16 protein-coding genes are annotated in these 16,150 nt (G+C 58.8%); 12 read left to right on the top strand and 4 right to left on the bottom strand.

Annotation, left to right across the window (positions count from 1 at the left end):
* Window positions 1-9 precede the first annotated feature (9 nt).
* Together katE and EFB14_RS23520 are read left to right on the top strand one after the other, a co-directional pair.
* Window positions 10-2,127, top strand: coding sequence for a catalase (katE, locus tag EFB14_RS23525; protein WP_126829083.1), 2,118 nt, complete (start codon window positions 10-12; stop codon window positions 2,125-2,127).
* A gap of 146 nt (window positions 2,128-2,273) precedes the next feature.
* Window positions 2,274-2,633: a low affinity iron permease family protein gene (locus tag EFB14_RS23520; RefSeq protein ID WP_126829082.1), complete on the top strand. Its 360-nt coding sequence runs from the start codon at window positions 2,274-2,276 to the stop codon at window positions 2,631-2,633.
* On the opposite strand, the gene EFB14_RS23515 is transcribed toward EFB14_RS23520, so the two are convergent.
* Together EFB14_RS23515 and EFB14_RS23510 are read right to left on the bottom strand one after the other, a co-directional pair.
* The gene (locus tag EFB14_RS23515; RefSeq protein ID WP_125850254.1) at window positions 2,630-3,037 is read right to left on the bottom strand and encodes a low affinity iron permease family protein; all 408 of its coding nucleotides are present in this window, start codon (window positions 3,035-3,037) and stop codon (window positions 2,630-2,632) included. The two genes, EFB14_RS23520 and EFB14_RS23515, sit on opposite strands and share 4 nt — an antisense overlap.
* 343 nt (window positions 3,038-3,380) lie before the next feature.
* Entirely contained in the window at window positions 3,381-3,998 is a 618-nt protein-coding gene (locus EFB14_RS23510) for a flavodoxin family protein (protein ID WP_126829081.1), read from the bottom strand.
* A 501-nt stretch (window positions 3,999-4,499) separates the two neighbouring features.
* Here EFB14_RS23510 and EFB14_RS23505 point away from each other — a divergent pair.
* The 9 genes from EFB14_RS23505 to EFB14_RS23465 all read left to right on the top strand — a co-directional run bounded on the left by EFB14_RS23505 (window position 4,500) and on the right by EFB14_RS23465 (window position 13,583).
* Complete coding sequence (locus EFB14_RS23505) at window positions 4,500-5,027, top strand: DUF4142 domain-containing protein (RefSeq protein WP_125850257.1); 528 nt, start codon at window positions 4,500-4,502, stop codon at window positions 5,025-5,027.
* A gap of 76 nt (window positions 5,028-5,103) precedes the next feature.
* Complete coding sequence (locus tag EFB14_RS23500; protein WP_210276388.1) at window positions 5,104-5,340, top strand: hypothetical protein; 237 nt, start codon at window positions 5,104-5,106, stop codon at window positions 5,338-5,340.
* 159 nt (window positions 5,341-5,499) lie between these two features.
* The gene (locus EFB14_RS23495) at window positions 5,500-7,908 is read left to right on the top strand and encodes an FdhF/YdeP family oxidoreductase (protein WP_126829197.1); all 2,409 of its coding nucleotides are present in this window, start codon (window positions 5,500-5,502) and stop codon (window positions 7,906-7,908) included.
* A gap of 6 nt (window positions 7,909-7,914) precedes the next feature.
* Window positions 7,915-8,514: a c-type cytochrome gene (locus tag EFB14_RS23490; RefSeq protein WP_126829080.1), complete on the top strand. Its 600-nt coding sequence runs from the start codon at window positions 7,915-7,917 to the stop codon at window positions 8,512-8,514.
* Window positions 8,515-8,543: 29 nt separating this feature from the next.
* Window positions 8,544-9,494 (top strand): cytochrome c oxidase subunit II, encoded by a 951-nt coding sequence (gene coxB / locus EFB14_RS23485; RefSeq protein WP_126829196.1) that lies wholly within the window; start codon window positions 8,544-8,546, stop codon window positions 9,492-9,494.
* Window positions 9,491-11,404, top strand: a complete 1,914-nt coding sequence (gene ctaD, locus EFB14_RS23480; protein WP_125850262.1) for a cytochrome c oxidase subunit I — start codon at window positions 9,491-9,493, stop codon at window positions 11,402-11,404. Before coxB ends, ctaD begins: the two co-directional genes overlap by 4 nt.
* Complete coding sequence (locus tag EFB14_RS23475; protein ID WP_125850264.1) at window positions 11,401-12,003, top strand: cytochrome c oxidase subunit 3; 603 nt, start codon at window positions 11,401-11,403, stop codon at window positions 12,001-12,003. Before ctaD ends, EFB14_RS23475 begins: the two co-directional genes overlap by 4 nt.
* Window positions 12,004-12,295: 292 nt before the next feature.
* Entirely contained in the window at window positions 12,296-13,174 is an 879-nt protein-coding gene (locus tag EFB14_RS23470) for a cytochrome c oxidase assembly protein (RefSeq protein ID WP_126829079.1), read from the top strand.
* Complete coding sequence (locus tag EFB14_RS23465; RefSeq protein WP_126829078.1) at window positions 13,167-13,583, top strand: c-type cytochrome; 417 nt, start codon at window positions 13,167-13,169, stop codon at window positions 13,581-13,583. The genes EFB14_RS23470 and EFB14_RS23465 overlap by 8 nt, the downstream gene beginning before the upstream one ends.
* Before the next feature lie 2 nt (window positions 13,584-13,585).
* On the opposite strand, the gene EFB14_RS23460 is transcribed toward EFB14_RS23465, so the two are convergent.
* Both EFB14_RS23460 and EFB14_RS23455 read right to left on the bottom strand, forming a co-directional pair.
* A complete protein-coding gene (locus EFB14_RS23460; RefSeq protein ID WP_376772363.1) occupies window positions 13,586-14,470 on the bottom strand; it encodes a c-type cytochrome in 885 nt (294 codons plus the stop codon).
* A gap of 107 nt (window positions 14,471-14,577) precedes the next feature.
* A complete protein-coding gene (locus EFB14_RS23455; RefSeq protein WP_126829076.1) occupies window positions 14,578-14,778 on the bottom strand; it encodes a hypothetical protein in 201 nt (66 codons plus the stop codon).
* A 750-nt stretch (window positions 14,779-15,528) separates the two neighbouring features.
* Between EFB14_RS23455 and EFB14_RS23450 the strand changes: the two genes are divergently transcribed.
* Window positions 15,529-15,906 (top strand): response regulator, encoded by a 378-nt coding sequence (locus EFB14_RS23450; RefSeq protein ID WP_126829075.1) that lies wholly within the window; start codon window positions 15,529-15,531, stop codon window positions 15,904-15,906.
* Window positions 15,907-16,150 lie beyond the last annotated feature (244 nt).

Genomic DNA, 16,150 nt, shown 5'->3' with positions numbered 1-16,150 from the left:
AGAAAATAGATGGCCAAGAAGACGTCCAAAACCGCGCCCGCAGACAATCCAACGATCCATGATCAGAAACTGCACCGGGGGGCAGGCGGTGAGCTTCATCAGCTTGCCGAAGACGGGATGCCGGTACTGACGACAGCGCAAGGCGGCCCCGTCTCGGACGATCAAAATACCCTTCGTCTCGGCGCCCGCGGCCCCGCCCTCCTCGAGGACTTCCATTTCCGCGAAAAGATCTTTCATTTCGACCACGAGCGCATCCCCGAACGGGTCGTGCATGCGCGCGGATACGGCGCCCACGGCTACTTCGAAACCTACGAATCCCTGGCAGCCTATACCCGCGCCGATCTTTTCCAGAGGCCTGGCGAAAAGACGCCGGCCTTCGTCCGGTTTTCGACCGTCGCCGGCAGCAAGGGTTCCTTTGATCTGGCGCGCGACGTGCGCGGTTTTGCGGTGAAGCTTTATACGCAGCAGGGAAATTGGGATCTGGTCGGCAATAACATTCCCGTCTTCTTCATTCAGGATGCGATCAAATTTCCCGACGTCATTCATTCCGTAAAGCCGGAACCCGACAAGGAATTTCCGCAGGCGCAGTCGGCGCATGACAATTTCTGGGATTTCATCACGCTGACACCCGAAAGCATGCACATGATCATGTGGGTGATGTCGGATCGCGCCATTCCGCGCTCGTTCCGGTTCATGGACGGTTTTGGCGTTCATACCTTCCGCTTCGTCAATGCCGCGGATGAATCGACCTTCGTCAAATTCCACTGGAAACCGAAACTCGGCCTGCAGTCCGTTACATGGAACGAGGCAGTCAAGATCAATGGCGCGGATCCGGACTTTCATCGCCGCGACCTCTGGCAGTCGATCCAGTCGGGGGCCTTCCCGGAATGGGAGCTTTGCGTGCAGTTGTTCGATCAGGACTTCGCCGACGCATTCGACTTCGACATCCTCGATCCGACGAAGATCATTCCCGAAGAGATCCTTCCGGTCAAACCGATCGGCCGTCTCGTGCTCGACCGAATGCCCGAGAACTTTTTCGCGGAAACCGAGCAAGTCGCCTTCATGACGCAGAACGTGCCACCCGGTATCGATTTCAGCAACGATCCGCTTCTGCAGGGACGGAACTTCTCCTATCTCGACACACAGCTGAAACGCCTGGGAGGTCCGAATTTCACCCATCTGCCCATTAACGCACCGAAGTGTCCCTTCCACAATTTCCAGCAGGATGGCCACATGGCGATGCGCAATCCTGTCGGACGCGTCAATTACCAGCCGAACTCCTGGAATCAGGGACCGCGGGAATCGCCGGTTCAGGGCTACCGGCACTGCCCCGCCGAAGAACAGGGTTCCAAAGTCCGGCTGAGGCCGGAAAGCTTTGCCGATCACTACAGTCAGGCCCGGCAGTTCTACATCAGCCAGACTCCGCCGGAGCAACGCCATATCGCCGCGGCACTCATCTTCGAGCTGAGCAAGGTCGAGACACCAGTCATTCGCGAGCGCATGGTCTCACATCTGATGAACATCGACGAGACGCTGGCCAGCAAGGTCGGCCACGCCCTCGGCTTCAAATCGATGCCGAAACCTGCCGATGCCGCCATGCCGACGCGGCAGGATCTCGAGCCGTCGCCGCCACTCAGTATCATCGAGCGCGGTCCGAAGCGGTTCGAAGGACGCAAGCTCGGCATTCTTGTCAGCGACGGCACTGATGGCGTTATCTTCAACGCGCTGCTTGCCCAAATCACCGAGCAGAAGGCAACCTTCGAAGTGATCGCGCCAAAGATCGGCGGCGTCACACTTTCCGACGGCAAATGGATAGAGGCGCATCAGATGATCGACGGCGGACCTTCGGTGCTTTACGACGCCGTCGCCCTCCTTCCCTCGGCCGAGGGAACCGGTGATCTGCTGAAGGAGGCAACCGCCCGCGATTTCGTGGCGGACGCCTTCGTGCACTGCAAATTCATCGGTTTTGTGGAAACGGCGCTGCCGCTCATGCAGAAGGCAGGTATTGCCGACTCCCTGGACGAAGGCGTGATTGGGCTCGAATCGGCGAAGGATGTCACCGCCTTTATCGAGGCACTTGGCAAACTGCGGGTCTGGGGCCGGGAGCCATCGGTCAAATTGAATTGACCGTCGCCACGTTCGCCAGAGAACGGCTACTCGTCAGATAAAACCCGCGGAAACGCGGGTTTTATGTCATTCGCGACGCCCTATTTATTGAGCGTAGGTGGATAGGAACTTCTCTATCTTCCGTTTTACACGCGTTGGAGAGCCGTATGCGCAGGCGCTTTCGACAGATCTCTGATTTGGCCGTCTTATGGGCAGGGCATCGTGCGGTCCCTGTCACGCTGATTGCGTTCATAGCCCTATGGACGGCAGTGGGTCTCAGCCTTTCCTTCCCACGGCAGTGGTTTCTGCTGACCAACATGCTGGGGACTCTCATTATATTTTTTATTTTGCTGCTCCTGCAGCACTCCCAGAACCGGGATATGATGGCGCTTCATGCCAAGCTCGATGAATTGATCCGCTCAAGCAAGGCAGGAAACCACTGGATTGCGGCTGAGAAGAAAGATGCCGACGCAATCGAGGGGATGCGCCAGCAACATCACGGCCAAATCACGGAGAGTGCGAATTAGGCGGACGCTGACTCTGCAGCAGATTTCTCATCCGCTTTTTCCTCGACGCATTCGGCTTTTTCGGCAAGGGCCTTGCTCATTTCCCTGAGTTCGCCCTCCTCCAACTTTTCGATGCCGACAAACTTGTTGGCGGCCTGGCTCGTCAGGATGAGTTCGTCAAGCTTGGCCTGCAGAGCCTTTCCGTCACGGTTCTGGCTGTTCTGCAACACAAATACCATCAGGAAGGTGATGATGGTCGTGGTGGTATTGATCACGAGCTGCCAGGTTTCAGAATAGCCGAAAAAAGGGCCGGACACCGCCCAGACAAGCACGAGCGCCAAAGCCGCGACAAAGGTGAACGGCTTTCCCGAGAGATCGGCGACCATGGTTGCGAAGGAAGAGAAGAAGTTGGATTTGTTCGACATCTGTAAAGCCTCGTTCGATCGCAGCATCAGTACTGTCAATCGACAACATCAACTCCATTTCCAGGCCGAAGTTCCTTGCACACCGTGGTCGATCAAAACGTTGGACCACCCTGCCCGCAAGCGGATAGCCGGCACGTTGAAGGACATGCTTCACAAGCTAGGGCACAGCAGTGAAAGAGCTGGCCCCATGGGGTCGACGGCGCGCTTGTGGTAGCTTGGCAATTAGAAGCGGTAGGCCGCGTGATGCGGGCGCACAGCAGCAGACCGCCGTTCGGCCAGGGCTAGCCGGATTGGAGCCGACACGGGCGCCTTGCGGCTTTCTCGTGACCGTCGCCATTTCCCCTTACTCTTCTTCCCCTGGATATTGGGACTTCTTCAGAAGGTTGGCGAGATGCGCCGTGTTGCGCGTCAGCATCGATATCATTGTCTCAACGACCTCCGGGGTCCTTTTCAGATCGACGAAGTTGGTCGACCCCATGGCTTCGCCGACCCAGTAGGCCACTGCGTTGGCCGGGATTGTAAATCCGACATCATTAAGGGCCTGAAAGATCTCCGCCGACACGTGGTGAGCACCGTCCTCGTTGCCGACGACGGCCACAGCAGCGACCTTGCCATAGGACACCATGCGGCCCTGTTCGTCGGTTTCCTCGAGAAATGCGTCCATACGCTCCAGTGCCCGCTTGCAGATGCTTCCGGGCTGCCCGAGCCAGATAGGGGTTCCAACGAACAGGATATCGGCTTCCAGGATCTTTTTGCGGATGGCCGGCCAGGCATCGCCTTCGCCTTCATCGGACGTCACGCCCGGCTTAATATCGTGATCGGCAAGACGGATGGTCTCGGTTTTGACGCCATACTTCTTGAACTCTTCGGCAATGAGATCGAGCAATTTGCCGGTGGAGGATGCCTCAGAGGAATTCGAGGACTTCAAGGTGCCGTTCAAGGCGAGTGCTTTGAGAGACATGGTTGCTCCTGTCATATGGGAGGCAGACCGGCCCATCGTTCGAGTTTTCGGTGGGTATGGCTGCCTCCAGTTCGCGCAAGGCGAAACCGATGGTCAGCAGAGTTGTTCCCCGCACCCGCTGTCACGGAACAAACGTTTTGCGGTGCTGTTTCCGCTTGAGAAGCCACCAACCCAGAACATCAAAGGAATTTCATCATGAAGGCTGTGCGCATTCATCGCTTCGGCGGGCCGGAGGATATGGCGATCGAGGAGATCGATCGCCCGATCCCGGCCGCCAATGAAGTTCTCATCAAGGTCTTCGCCGCAAGCATCAATCCGGTCGATGTGAAGATGCGTGAGGGCAAATATCCGATCGTCACCGAGAAAGATCTTCCCTGCCGCGCTCAAGGAAAAGCATATCGTTTTCTTGGCGCGGCTTTCATTTCGGCCAATGGCGGGTTTCCAGGGAACAGTCAGGTCGAAAAACCGTTTTTACGCGGAAAGACCGTTCAGGAGATAGCCATGAAACGCCTAGCCATCGCCTCGCTTGCTCTCGCGCTTGCAGGTCCAGCCTTCGCACAGTCTGCGGCTGAGAAGACCGGCGTCAATTCCCTTATCGGCGTCGCGCCAAAGACGGAGGACTTCGTCAAGGAAGCCGCGACCAGCGACATGTTCGAGATCGCCTCGAGCAAGCTTGCCCTGGAACGCGGTGACGCTGCGACGAAAGCCTTCGCGCAGCAGATGGTGACCGACCATCAGAAGACCACCAACGAACTTAAGGGACTGGTGACAAGGGGAAAAGTCGCAGCGCCGCTGCCCACGGCCATGACGTCCAGTCAGCAGAGCATGCTCGACAAGCTGAACGGCCTCCAGGGAGCGGACTTCAACAAGCAATATCACGCCGATCAGGAAGCCGTGCATGAAGACGCCGTCGATTTGTTCAAGCGCTATGGCGATAAAGGCGATAATGCCGGCCTGAAAGCATGGGCTGCAACCACGCGCCCTGCCCTGGAACACCACCTGCAGATGGCGAAAGACCTCAACAAGTAGCGCCGAGGCGCTGTGGCAGAGGCGGCTCAGACAGATGAAGCAATTGAGACCACCCCAACTATCCAGGAGCTTCAACGTGAAAGAAAATGAAAAACCGTCTAAATCGCGGATCGAGCAGGATGCCAGAGGGCAGTCCGAAAGCAATCATGCTGGCGGATCCAACAATGGCGTCAGCAGCGCCAAACCGCGTGTCATCACCCGTTCCGACGACGCAACCGTCCACAAGAAAATGCCCGGCAAGAGCAAAGACACCAAGGACTGGGATGTCAATTACGATGAGCGCGACACGAATGAGGGCGAGTTTCGGGGATAGAGGCCCTGACGACGAGTGCCCGCCGTATCCAGCGAAAAGCGGACGCGCTGACACGGCATTTCGGCGCAGGGCGGAACTTGGTGGGGCATCAGGGGTTACTGCTTCCTGATGAGCTCCACCAACTGGAATTGGTTTTCCGTCTCACCGCGTGAGGCAAAGATGACATCGAAAGCACGTTCTCCCGAAATCAGGGCTTATTCTGGGCCAGCCGGCGGATGGGGTTCTGCAAAATCCGTCGCCGAGATCACGTTGAAGGAGCATGTCGCATTCCGGGGACCCGGGCTGCTGTCGACGCAAAATAAGCCGGAAGGTTATATGTGCGTGAGTTGCGCCTGGGCAAAACCTGCCAAGCCCCACCCGCTCGAATTCTGCGAGAATGGGGCCAAGGCCACGGCCTGGGAGGTGACCTCGCGACGCGCCGACCGGGCATTCTTCGATAAGCACCCTCTCCACGAACTGGAGACCTGGGAAGATCATGATCTCGAGGAACAGGGAAGACTGACGCATCCAATGCGTTGGGATCCAGCGACGGACAGATATGTTCCGGTCGCTTGGGCAGACGCGTTTGAAGAGATCGGTCGGGAACTGCGCGGCCTCGATCCTCATCAGGTCGATTTCTACACGTCAGGCCGCGCATCGCTCGAAACGAGCTACATGTACCAACTGTTCGCGCGTATGTACGGCAGCAATAACATGCCCGACAGCTCCAACATGTGCCACGAGAGCTCCTCGGTAGCCCTCCCGGAAAGTATCGGGGCATCTGTCGGCACCGCCGTTTTGTCCGACTTCCAGAACACCGATTGCATTTTCTACATCGCGCAGAACGTCGGTACGTCCTCGCCGCGTTTGCTCCACGATCTGCAGGACGCCGTCGATCGTGGGGTGAAGATCGTCACCTTCAATCTGCTGCGGGAACGCGGGCTCGAGCGATTCGTCAACCCGCAATCGCCTTCGCAGATGCTCACGGGTAAAGAGACAAAAATCTCCTCCGAATATTATCAGGTAAAGAACGGCGGTGATATCGCGGCGCTGTTCGGCGTTTGCAAGGCACTGATCGAGGCGGATGATGCCTTGAAGGCATCCGGGAAAAGTAGCGTCGCGGGGGACGACGGGAAACCAAAAGATCCGGACAACGCAGCCATGGTCGCCTTTGCCGCATCGATTTTAGCGGCCGACAAGAAGCATGTTCTCGACCATGACTTCATCAGGGAGCACACCACGGGGTTCGAGGAGTTTGCGGAGGCCGCACGCGGGCATCAGTGGGAGGAACTAGAGCGGGTCTCCGGCCTTAGCCGTTCTCAGATGACGCAGGCTGCAGACACTTACGCGAAATCCGATGCGGTGATGATGGTCTATGGCATGGGCCTGACGCAACAGCTTATGGGCGTCCAAAATGTCCACATGGTCTGCAATCTCGCCCTACTGCGCGGCAATATCGGTAAATCGGGGGCCAATATCTGCGCTGTTCGCGGCCACTCGAACGTCCAGGGGCAACGAACTGTCGGGATCACCGAAAAGCCGGGACTGGCGCCGCTAGACAAGCTCTCCGAGCTCTATGGTTTTGAACCGCCGCGCTGGACAGGCCGTTCGACCGTCGAGACGTGTGAGGCAATCATGCGCGGCCAATCGCGAGCGTTCATCAGCCTTGGCGGCAACTTCTTAAGAGCCGTGCCCGACACGGCAGCTATGGAAGACGGATGGCGCAAGCTGCATCTCAGCGTACAGATCGCCACCAAGCTCAATCGCAGCCATGTTGTCCACGGCGAGATCGCCTATCTCCTGCCGTGTCTCGGTCGCATTGAACTGGATGAGCAGATGACCGGACCGCAGGCAGTGTCGATCGAAAGTTCCATTGCCCATATTCATGGGTCACGCGGGAAGACGAAACCGGCAAGCCCGGAGCTTCTCTCCGAGCCGGCAATCGTCGCGGGCCTGGCAAAGGCTACGCTCGGCGAAACCAAGGTTCCCTGGGACGCCTGGGTCGGAGACTATGCCCAGATCCGCGATGCGATCGAGCGAACCTATCCGGAGACATTCAAGGACTTCAACAAACGGCTCTTTACGCCGGGGGGATTTGTTAGGCCGCTGCCGGCGCGCGAACGCAAGTGGGTCACGAAAAGCGGCAAGGCGAATTTCCTGACGCCGGAAAAACTGTTTCCCGAATTTTCGATATCGCAGGGCGCCGACGTTCTCCATCTGACGACCCTGCGGTCCAACGATCAGTTCAACACGACGATCTATGGCTACAGCGATCGTTTTCGCGGGGTGGAAGGGACGCGAAAAATTCTCTTTGTGAACCCGGAAGATATCGTCCGATTGGGTTTCGAGGATGGCGACCGCGTCGATGTGACGACCGCGATCGACGCGAACAATCTTCGCAAAGTGACGGCGTTTAGGATCGTCCCTTACGACATTCCCAAGGGCTGTTGCGGGGCGTATTATCCGGAAGCAAATCCGCTCTTTCCGCTGGCGCACCACGACCCGAAGTCAAAAACGCCCTCCTACAAGCTTCTTCCGGTGCGTCTCAGCCGATCGATCGAGATCTCACATGACAGCCCCGCCGGATGACGCCACATGAAGCCCGGGACGATCAACAATGCGAAGTGGCCGTTTCTGGCGACCTTCATTCTTCTGGTCGCCGCGGGCGCTTTCCTAGGCTGGGCTCGACAGCCACGGGAACTTCGTACCGATCCGCCCGTCGCCGCCGATCTCGACAGATTCCGGCTGATGCCGAACGGCATCAGCGGCACACCGCCTGAGAACTATTTCGCGCTCGGCAAGCTCTACGAAACCGATTCATATAATCTCAGCCAGGGCAAACGCCTCTACGCCTGGTTCGGCTGCCAAACGTGCCACGGAGACGGTCGCGGCAACAACGGTCCTTCCTTCCTCGATGGATGGTGGCTTTATGGCCCGGAGATGGTGTCCATCGTCGCGTCCATCCGCGATGGCCGACCTCACGGCATGCCACCCTTTCGTCAGCGGATGACGATCGAGCAGATCTGGCAACTGGCCGGTTATGTTCAAACGATCGGCGCCTATTCGGCTCAAGTGGCGGCGACCGGACGCAACGACGACCGCCAGACGCGGCCGGCCGAGAACCGAGCGCCGGCAAAGATCCTGTTCGATGAAGGACCGGTCGGCATCCATCCAGATCAGGGGCCATCCCCTTGAGAACCGCCCCCGCCCTTTTGCTTTCGATCATGGCTACTGCCGCGGGCTGCAGCAGCAACCAGTCGGCACTGGATCCCCACGGCGCTCCCGCGATCCATGTCGAGCATCTTATCATCGGCATAACAATTATCTGCTCGATTGTCTGGGTCCTGGTGATGGCCATGCTCGGCTGGGCACTGATGCGGGAACGGTCCAGCGACAGCAGCCAGCCCCGGCTCTTGGCGTTGACGGTGTCCACTGCAGTTGCAGCGACGGTTGTCATCATCGCAGGTCTAACGGTCGCGAGCTTCTACACCACGCGCAGCATCGGGCTCCCGGAAAATGGCGCACTGACGATCACCGTCAGAGGACAGCAATGGTGGTGGCAGGTCCTCTATGCCGATCCAGATCCAGCGCTCAGCTTCCAGACTGCCAACGAAATCCATATCCCGGTCGGGCATGATGTTCGCATCCAGCTCGAAAGCGCCGACGTCGTTCATTCATTTTGGGTGCCGAGCCTTGCTGGCAAACAGGATCTCGTACCGGGACGGAATAACAGTCTTCTACTTCGTGCGGAGCGGCCCGGTATCTATCGCGGTCAGTGCGCCGAGTTTTGCGGGCTGCAGCACACCCACATGGCGATGATGATCGTCGTCGATGAGCCCGCAGACTATGAGCGCTGGGCTGCGGCACAGCGCGAAAACGGCGTGACGCCTACCGACCAGGACGCTGCCGCCGGAAAGGTTGCCTTCTTATCTAAGCCTTGCGCGGCCTGCCATACGGTTCGGGGAACGCCGGCCACCGGCACCGCCGGCCCTGATCTCACCCATATTGGCAGCCGTCAGACGATCGCGGCCGGCCTTCTTGAAACCACGCGCGGGTCGCTTGCGGCCTGGATCGCCGATCCACAGACGCTCAAGCCCGGCAACAACATGCCGATGGTCCCCCTTTCCAGCATCGAGCTGCGAGATATCTCCGCCTATATGGAGAGCCTCAAATGACGCTCACGGAGGACGGCCGGGATCTTCGCGATACGGGATTGGACGAGGGAGAACTCGACCGCCGTCTTGCAGCCACCTGGTCGACGCCGGCGGGGTTGTGGGGCGCTCTCTCGACGGTCGACCACAAAATCATCGGCCGTCGCTACATCGTGACGGCATTCCTGTTCCTGGCGCTCGGCGGGATACTCGCGCTCGCAATGCGACTGCAACTGTCCCGGCCGGAAGCGCGGTTCATCGGCCCCGACCGCTACAATCAGATTTTTACCATGCACGGCACGAACATGATGTTCCTGTTTGCCGTGCCCATCATGGAGGCGATGGCCGTCTACCTGGTGCCGCTGATGGTTGGCACCCGCAACATCGCCTTCCCCCGCCTCAATGCATTTTCCTACTGGATTTATCTCGCAGGCGGGCTGCTTTTGTGGGTCTCCTTTGCGGTCGATACCGGCCCTGACGTTGGATGGTTTGCCTACGTGCCGCTGTCGGGGCCGCAATATGCCGCGGGAAAACGGGCCGACATCTGGGCACAGATGATCACGTTCACGGAAGTCTCGGCGCTGGCCGTCGCCGTGGAGATCGTCGTGACTGTGTTCAAACAGCGCGCGCCGGGCATGTCGCTGGACCGTATTCCATTATTCGTATGGTCGATGCTTGTTACATCGTTTCTTATCATCATGGCCATGCCGGCAATAATGATCGCCAGCACAGCGCTGATCCTCGACCGCCTGGTCGGCACACATTTCTTCAATCCCGCTGAAGGCGGCGACGTGTTGCTGTGGCAGCACCTGTTTTGGTTCTTCGGCCATCCGGAGGTCTACATCATCTTTCTGCCAGCCGTCGGCATGGTCTCAACGATTGTCGCGACGTTCACGCGACGACCCGTGTTCGGCTACCTTGCCATGGTGATGGCCTTGATCGCGACCGGGGTTCTGTCCTTCGGGCTGTGGGTGCATCACATGTTCGTCGCCGGGCTGCCGCGCCTTGGCGAAAGCTTCTTTACCGCCTCAAGCATGGCGATCGCCATTCCCGCCGGCTTGCAGATATTCTGCTGGCTGGCGACGATGTGGGCCGGCAGACCTGTATTCAAGACGCCGTTCCTGTTCGTCATCGGCTTCATGGTGATCTTCGTCATCGGCGGGATGACAGGCGTGATGGTGGCCTCCGTCCCCTTCGACACGCAGGTCCACGACACCTATTTTGTCGTCGCCCACTTCCACTACGTCCTGGTTGGAGGTGCAGTCTTCCCGCTGCTTGGCGCCATTTATTACTGGTTCCCCAAGCTGACCGGGCGAATGATGAGCGAGACGCTGGGACGCTGGGTATTCGCTCTGATCTTCACCGGCTTCAACCTGACCTTCTTTCCAATGCATATCCTCGGCCTGCAGGGCATGCCGCGCCGCATCTATACCTATCAGCCGGAAATGCCATGGTCCGGTCTGAACATGTTCGTGAGCCTGAGCGCTGTTATCCTGGCGGCCGGTTTCCTGCTGTTCTTTGTCGACGCCATTCGCAGCGCAGCATCAGATGCGCCTGCGCCAGCCAATCCCTGGGGCGCGTCTACGCTCGAATGGGCGACATCGTCACCACCGCCGTCTTATAATTTCCTCCGATTGCCGGTGGTCGGCAACCTCGAACCGCTGTCTGATAATCCCGAATCGTTGGCCGTTGCCGCCGGCCTGTCCGTCGACCGCCGCGAACTGATCGTCAGCAGTCTTGTCGAAGCGCTGCCGGAGGCACGAGAGTCGTCGCCCCGGAATTCGATCTGGCCGTTCTGGTCGGCGCTTGCGACCACCGCAATGCTGATTTGGTCGATCTTCACGCCCTGGGCTGTCGTCTGGGGCTCGATCCCCGTCGCAATTGCCCTTGTCGGATGGTTCTGGCCGAAAGGCGTTCCGGAGGACGACGCATGAAACAATCCGTGGTGCTCGATCTGAGTAAACTTCCCCCGCATGGCCTCGGCATCGCAAGCCCGACTTGGTGGGGTACGCTTGCCTTCATGTTGATCGAGGGAACAGGCTTCGCGCTGTCGATCGTCGTTTATCTTTACCTCATGAGTCTGGCATCGCACTGGCCCCTGAATGCGCCGCGTCCCGATCTGCTACCCGGAACGGCGCTGACAGTGCTGCTGATTGCCAGTCTATTTCCCAATATCCTCATTGCCCGTTGGGCGCGCCAGCAAAATTTGGTGAAGGTCCGCGTCGGTTTGATCATCATGTCCCTGCTGGGACTTGCGCCACTTGCCATTCGTATCTTTGAATTCCCGGCGATGCACATCTCATGGGACCAGAATGCCTATGGTTCGACCGTCTGGGTTATGCTTGGGCTTCACACGACCCATATCATCACCGATCTGATCGACACGCTGGTGCTGACCTGTCTTATGTTTTCCAGGCATGGCGACAATCCGCGGCGCTACGGCGATGTCAGCGACAATGCGATGTACTGGAACTTCGTGGTCGCGACCTGGTTGCCGATGTATGCCTGCCTTTATTGGTTGCCACGGTTATGACCAGACGTTTGCTGCGATATAGTGGACTTGCTGTCCCCCCTCTTGCCTGGGCCATTGCAACCCAGCTTGGGCAGATCACCCCCTATACCGATTGCCGCCAGCATGTGCCTTTGACATCCGCCTTTTGCGCAACCCTCTTGTTCGTTTCTATTGTGGGAACCGCTGGCTCTCGTCTGTTTCCAACGCCCGTCGGCAGGGTGGAACGGTTTGTCGTCGATGCAGGATTTCTGATCGCGTCGGCATTTGTCTTTGCGCTGATATTGCAGGGAGCGGGGTCGATGCTGCTGGATCCATGTCAGCGCTGATTTGCATCTTGATCTCACTTATGATGGCTGCCCCGGCATTGGCGCATGGTGACGATGCGCATGCATCTGGGTTGAGCTGGACATTCGATCCCTGGATCGTGCTTCCCATTGTCGTGATCGGCCTTCTCTACGTTTCGGGACGCATCACGCTTTCGCGGCGGGCACACAGCACCGGCCCTATGCGATGGCAAGATTTTTTCTTCTTAAGCGGGATGATGACTTTGGCGTGTGCTCTCATCTCGCCGCTCCATTGGCTCGGAGAGCACCTCTTTACCTTTCATATGATCGAACACGAGATCGTCCTGGCTGTCTCGGCGCCGTCGATCGTGCTTGCACGCCCCGTTGGCCTCCTTCTATGGGGATTGCCGAAACGCGTCCGTCGGGGCTTGGGCACTGCTATGCGAGCTCCTCTCGTCCGGCGGTCGTGGGACCGGTGCACGGGGGCCACCAGCGCCACCGTCATTCATGGCGTCGCCATCTGGATCTGGCATCTGCCATTGCTATTCGATGCAGCCGTGACCGAAAGCGCAATGCATCGCCTCCAGCACTTCAGCTTTTTCGCGACGGCGATCCTGTTCTGGTGGGCGGTTGTCTGGAAAAGTGAGCGGGGGATCGCAGCCTGGCACCTGTTCGCAACGATGATACACACCAGCATCCTCGGAGCTCTGATGGCGCTCGCGCCTCGTGTTCTTTATATTGCCCAAACGCAAACCGCGTTCGGTTGGGGGCTGACACCCCTGGAGGATCAGCAACTTGCCGGCATGATCATGTGGGTTCCGGCCGGTACCATCTATGCTGGCGCGGCAATGACGATGCTGGCGCTCTGGATTCGGGGCTCAAGCGAACGAGAGGCGCAAAATGCTTGATGTCCTCATTCCAACTTTTCACCGCACCGCTTGGGCGGCGGCCGCCGTTGCCGCTGGGCTGGGCGCCGTGATCACAACGGATGTCCTGCGTGACAACGAAACAAGGACGGCCGCAGCTGTCGCGCTGACGGGAGGGGATCCAGCCCGGGCTCCCGCACTCTTTCGTCGCTATGGTTGCTCTGGCTGCCACACGATTCCAGGCATACCGGGCGCGGATGGCAAGACCGGTGCACCACTCGAAGGGCTATCCAAGCACGTCTATATCGCCGGCGTGCTGGAAAACAGCTCGGACAATCTTGTCGCCTGGATCGTTTCGCCCCAGGACTTTTCGCCGCGGACGGCGATGCCGAACACCGGAATATCGGAACGCGAGGCGAAGGACCTCGCCGCCTATCTCTACAGCCATTGAGTTCACGGATGAGGCGTGGGTAAAGGCGAGAGCGTCTTGACATAACGAGCGATCGCTTCACGGTCGCTGTCGGGTAGCATGGCCGTATTGGTCACGACATCCGCCATCGAAGATCCCACACGGCCATGCTCGAGCGTTTCGCCGGTTTCGAGCATCCTTGCGATGTCGCCCTCGCTCCATTTCCCGAGCGTTTCCTCGGTAATATTTGGCACGAACCCTGTGCCCTGGGGATCGACACCGCCGGCAAACCGGGTGTCGGATTTGATGGCGCCGAAGAGGTTTCGGCTGGAGTGGCACTCGGCGCAATGCGAGACGCTTTCGACGAGATAGGCGCCGCGGTCATGGTTCGGATCTCCATTCAGCCGAGCCGGCGACTGACGCTCACGAAAAAACAGCAGTTTCCAAAACCCTACGAACCGCCGAATACGAAACAGTATCGCTGGATCGTGCGGCGGCACGCGCCCCGATACCTTGGGAAGCGTCATCAGGTAGGCGTAGAGATCCCTGACGTCGGCGACCGTCATGCCAGTGTAGCTCGTATAGGGAAAGGCCGGGTAATAATGCTGGTGTGCAGGCGATACGCCGCCGATCAGTGCATTTGCGAGATCGGTCACGCTCCACGCGCCGATCCCATCGATCGGATCGGGGGAAATGTTGGGCGGCCGAAAGGTGCCGAATGGCGAGGCAAGAGCCATGCCGCCCCCAAGCCTCAGGCGATCGGGCTGGCCCGGTGACGCGTGGCAGGACGCACAATCGCCAGCGGCGAATACGAGGTGCCCTTTCGCGACATCGCCCGCACCCTGGAATTGGGGATCCCCCTTCGAAAACGGCGGGCGGGCCGCGGTAACATACACGCCAGCAGCCGTGGCGCCGCATGCGCACACCATGGCAACGAGAGCAATTTTCCACTGCATCGACAGCATGACGTTCCCAGCGCCAAAGGCAACCTGAGCTTCGGCGAACTCGCCTCTTGCTTTACTCTCGGTCTCCCGGATCAATCCCCTTTGATCTTGAATGCGTCGGAAACCTTTTTGACCTCCGGGTCGCTACTGCTTTCGCCGTTTGCATCCCGGTTCTTGTCGGGATTGTCCTTCGCCGGCAAGTAGCCCCGAGGGGTGTTTTCTTGAGGGCCTTCCCAGCGTGGCGATTGATCCGTGGTGCCTGGCGCACCGTTCTTTGGTGATTTCATGCCCATGACACTTCCTCCTTTTCAGAAGCGTAACTGAGGGACCAGTCGAAAGTTCCGCGTGGGAGAACCTAGCCCCAATCGGAGACAATATGAGCGCGCTGAGCTCCAGGACCTCTGTTGCTGTTTTTCCGTCCAGTCACCTTCCGTGGTGGAGGAACCATATCTTATCGGTGGCGAGAGGATCGCGGGTCCGTTTCCAAGGCCCGCGATCCCTCTATCATTGCACCTCATCCTCATCAGTACCGTTCGCTCGGCGGCAAGGTTCGAATTCAGCTTGGAATCCACTGCAGCCAGCCGCATGAGGTGACATCGTAAACCGCACGGTCTCTTTGGGCCTTCGAGACACAATTTGATCGTCGAATTTCGCGATCTTCATTCGCATTTGCTCTTCACCGTTTGCTGTGGTCGTCCCGAGACGAAGTCAGCATTGTATTCCCCGCAGACCTTCTGGAGGGCAAGCCGAACCGCGAGACACGGGTCGCTTCGTAATATGCGCCGATATTGTACTTCCGATCGGGTATCGCGGAAGCCGCGGATTTGCGGCCCGCGATGGAGGCAATACTTTCGTAGAAGAGGTGGAATGTCAGTCGCACGCAGCGGGCGCGCGACCCCGGCGAGGCATCCGGATCTCGGACGTTAGTTGGGGGTGCTTGAGACTCAAGTCCTACACCTGGAACCGCTTGTGGTGATGAGTGTTTTCGATTAGCGACGCCAGAAGGCGCCGCGCTGATTTTGTAGCCGACCGGGAGACGAAACATGCGCCTGCTCATCGTCGAGGACGAACCGGGAATCGCACTGATGATGGAGGACGTCGCGATCGACGCCGGATTCGAAATCGCTGGCATCGCGGGGAACATCTCAGAGGCTCTGGAGCTCGGCTCTGTAGCGGACATCGCCATCATCGACGTCCGGCTTGGGGACGGACTCACCGGGCCATCCATTGCCCGCGCCCTCTTTTCGGGATTCGGACTTGGGGTGGTCTATTTCACCGTGAACCCCGGCCTTATCGAGAATCCGGAGGCTGTCGTCACCAAGCCGGCGAGTCCCGAAGGAATCGTGGACGCGTTGTCCATGGCAGCCCAGAACGCTCGCGCAAGAACGCATCGCGTCGCGAGCGGCCCCACCTTTCACTGAATGCTTGAGGCACTCGGCTTCCTCCCCAACAAGCCATTGCGACACTATTCCTATTGTCGGTCAGGAGGTGGCAAATGCCCAGTCCACAACGTATGAAGCGGCTGCCCTCGAATTTTTCAGCGACGGCTACTGTGGGCTCGGGAACTCCCACCCTAATCGGGACCATGTCGATTGTGGTTGGGCACGCCTGAACGCTCCGGCATTAAGCTCCGTCCAATAGCGGCCAGCTCCCAATAAAGCGAAC

Origin of the sequence: Rhizobium fabae (assembly GCF_003985135.1) — a bacterium.
Taxonomy (GTDB): domain Bacteria; phylum Pseudomonadota; class Alphaproteobacteria; order Rhizobiales; family Rhizobiaceae; genus Rhizobium; species Rhizobium pisi.
Note: the sequence above shows the minus strand (reverse complement) of the source record. Positions and strands in the feature narration are given on the sequence as shown.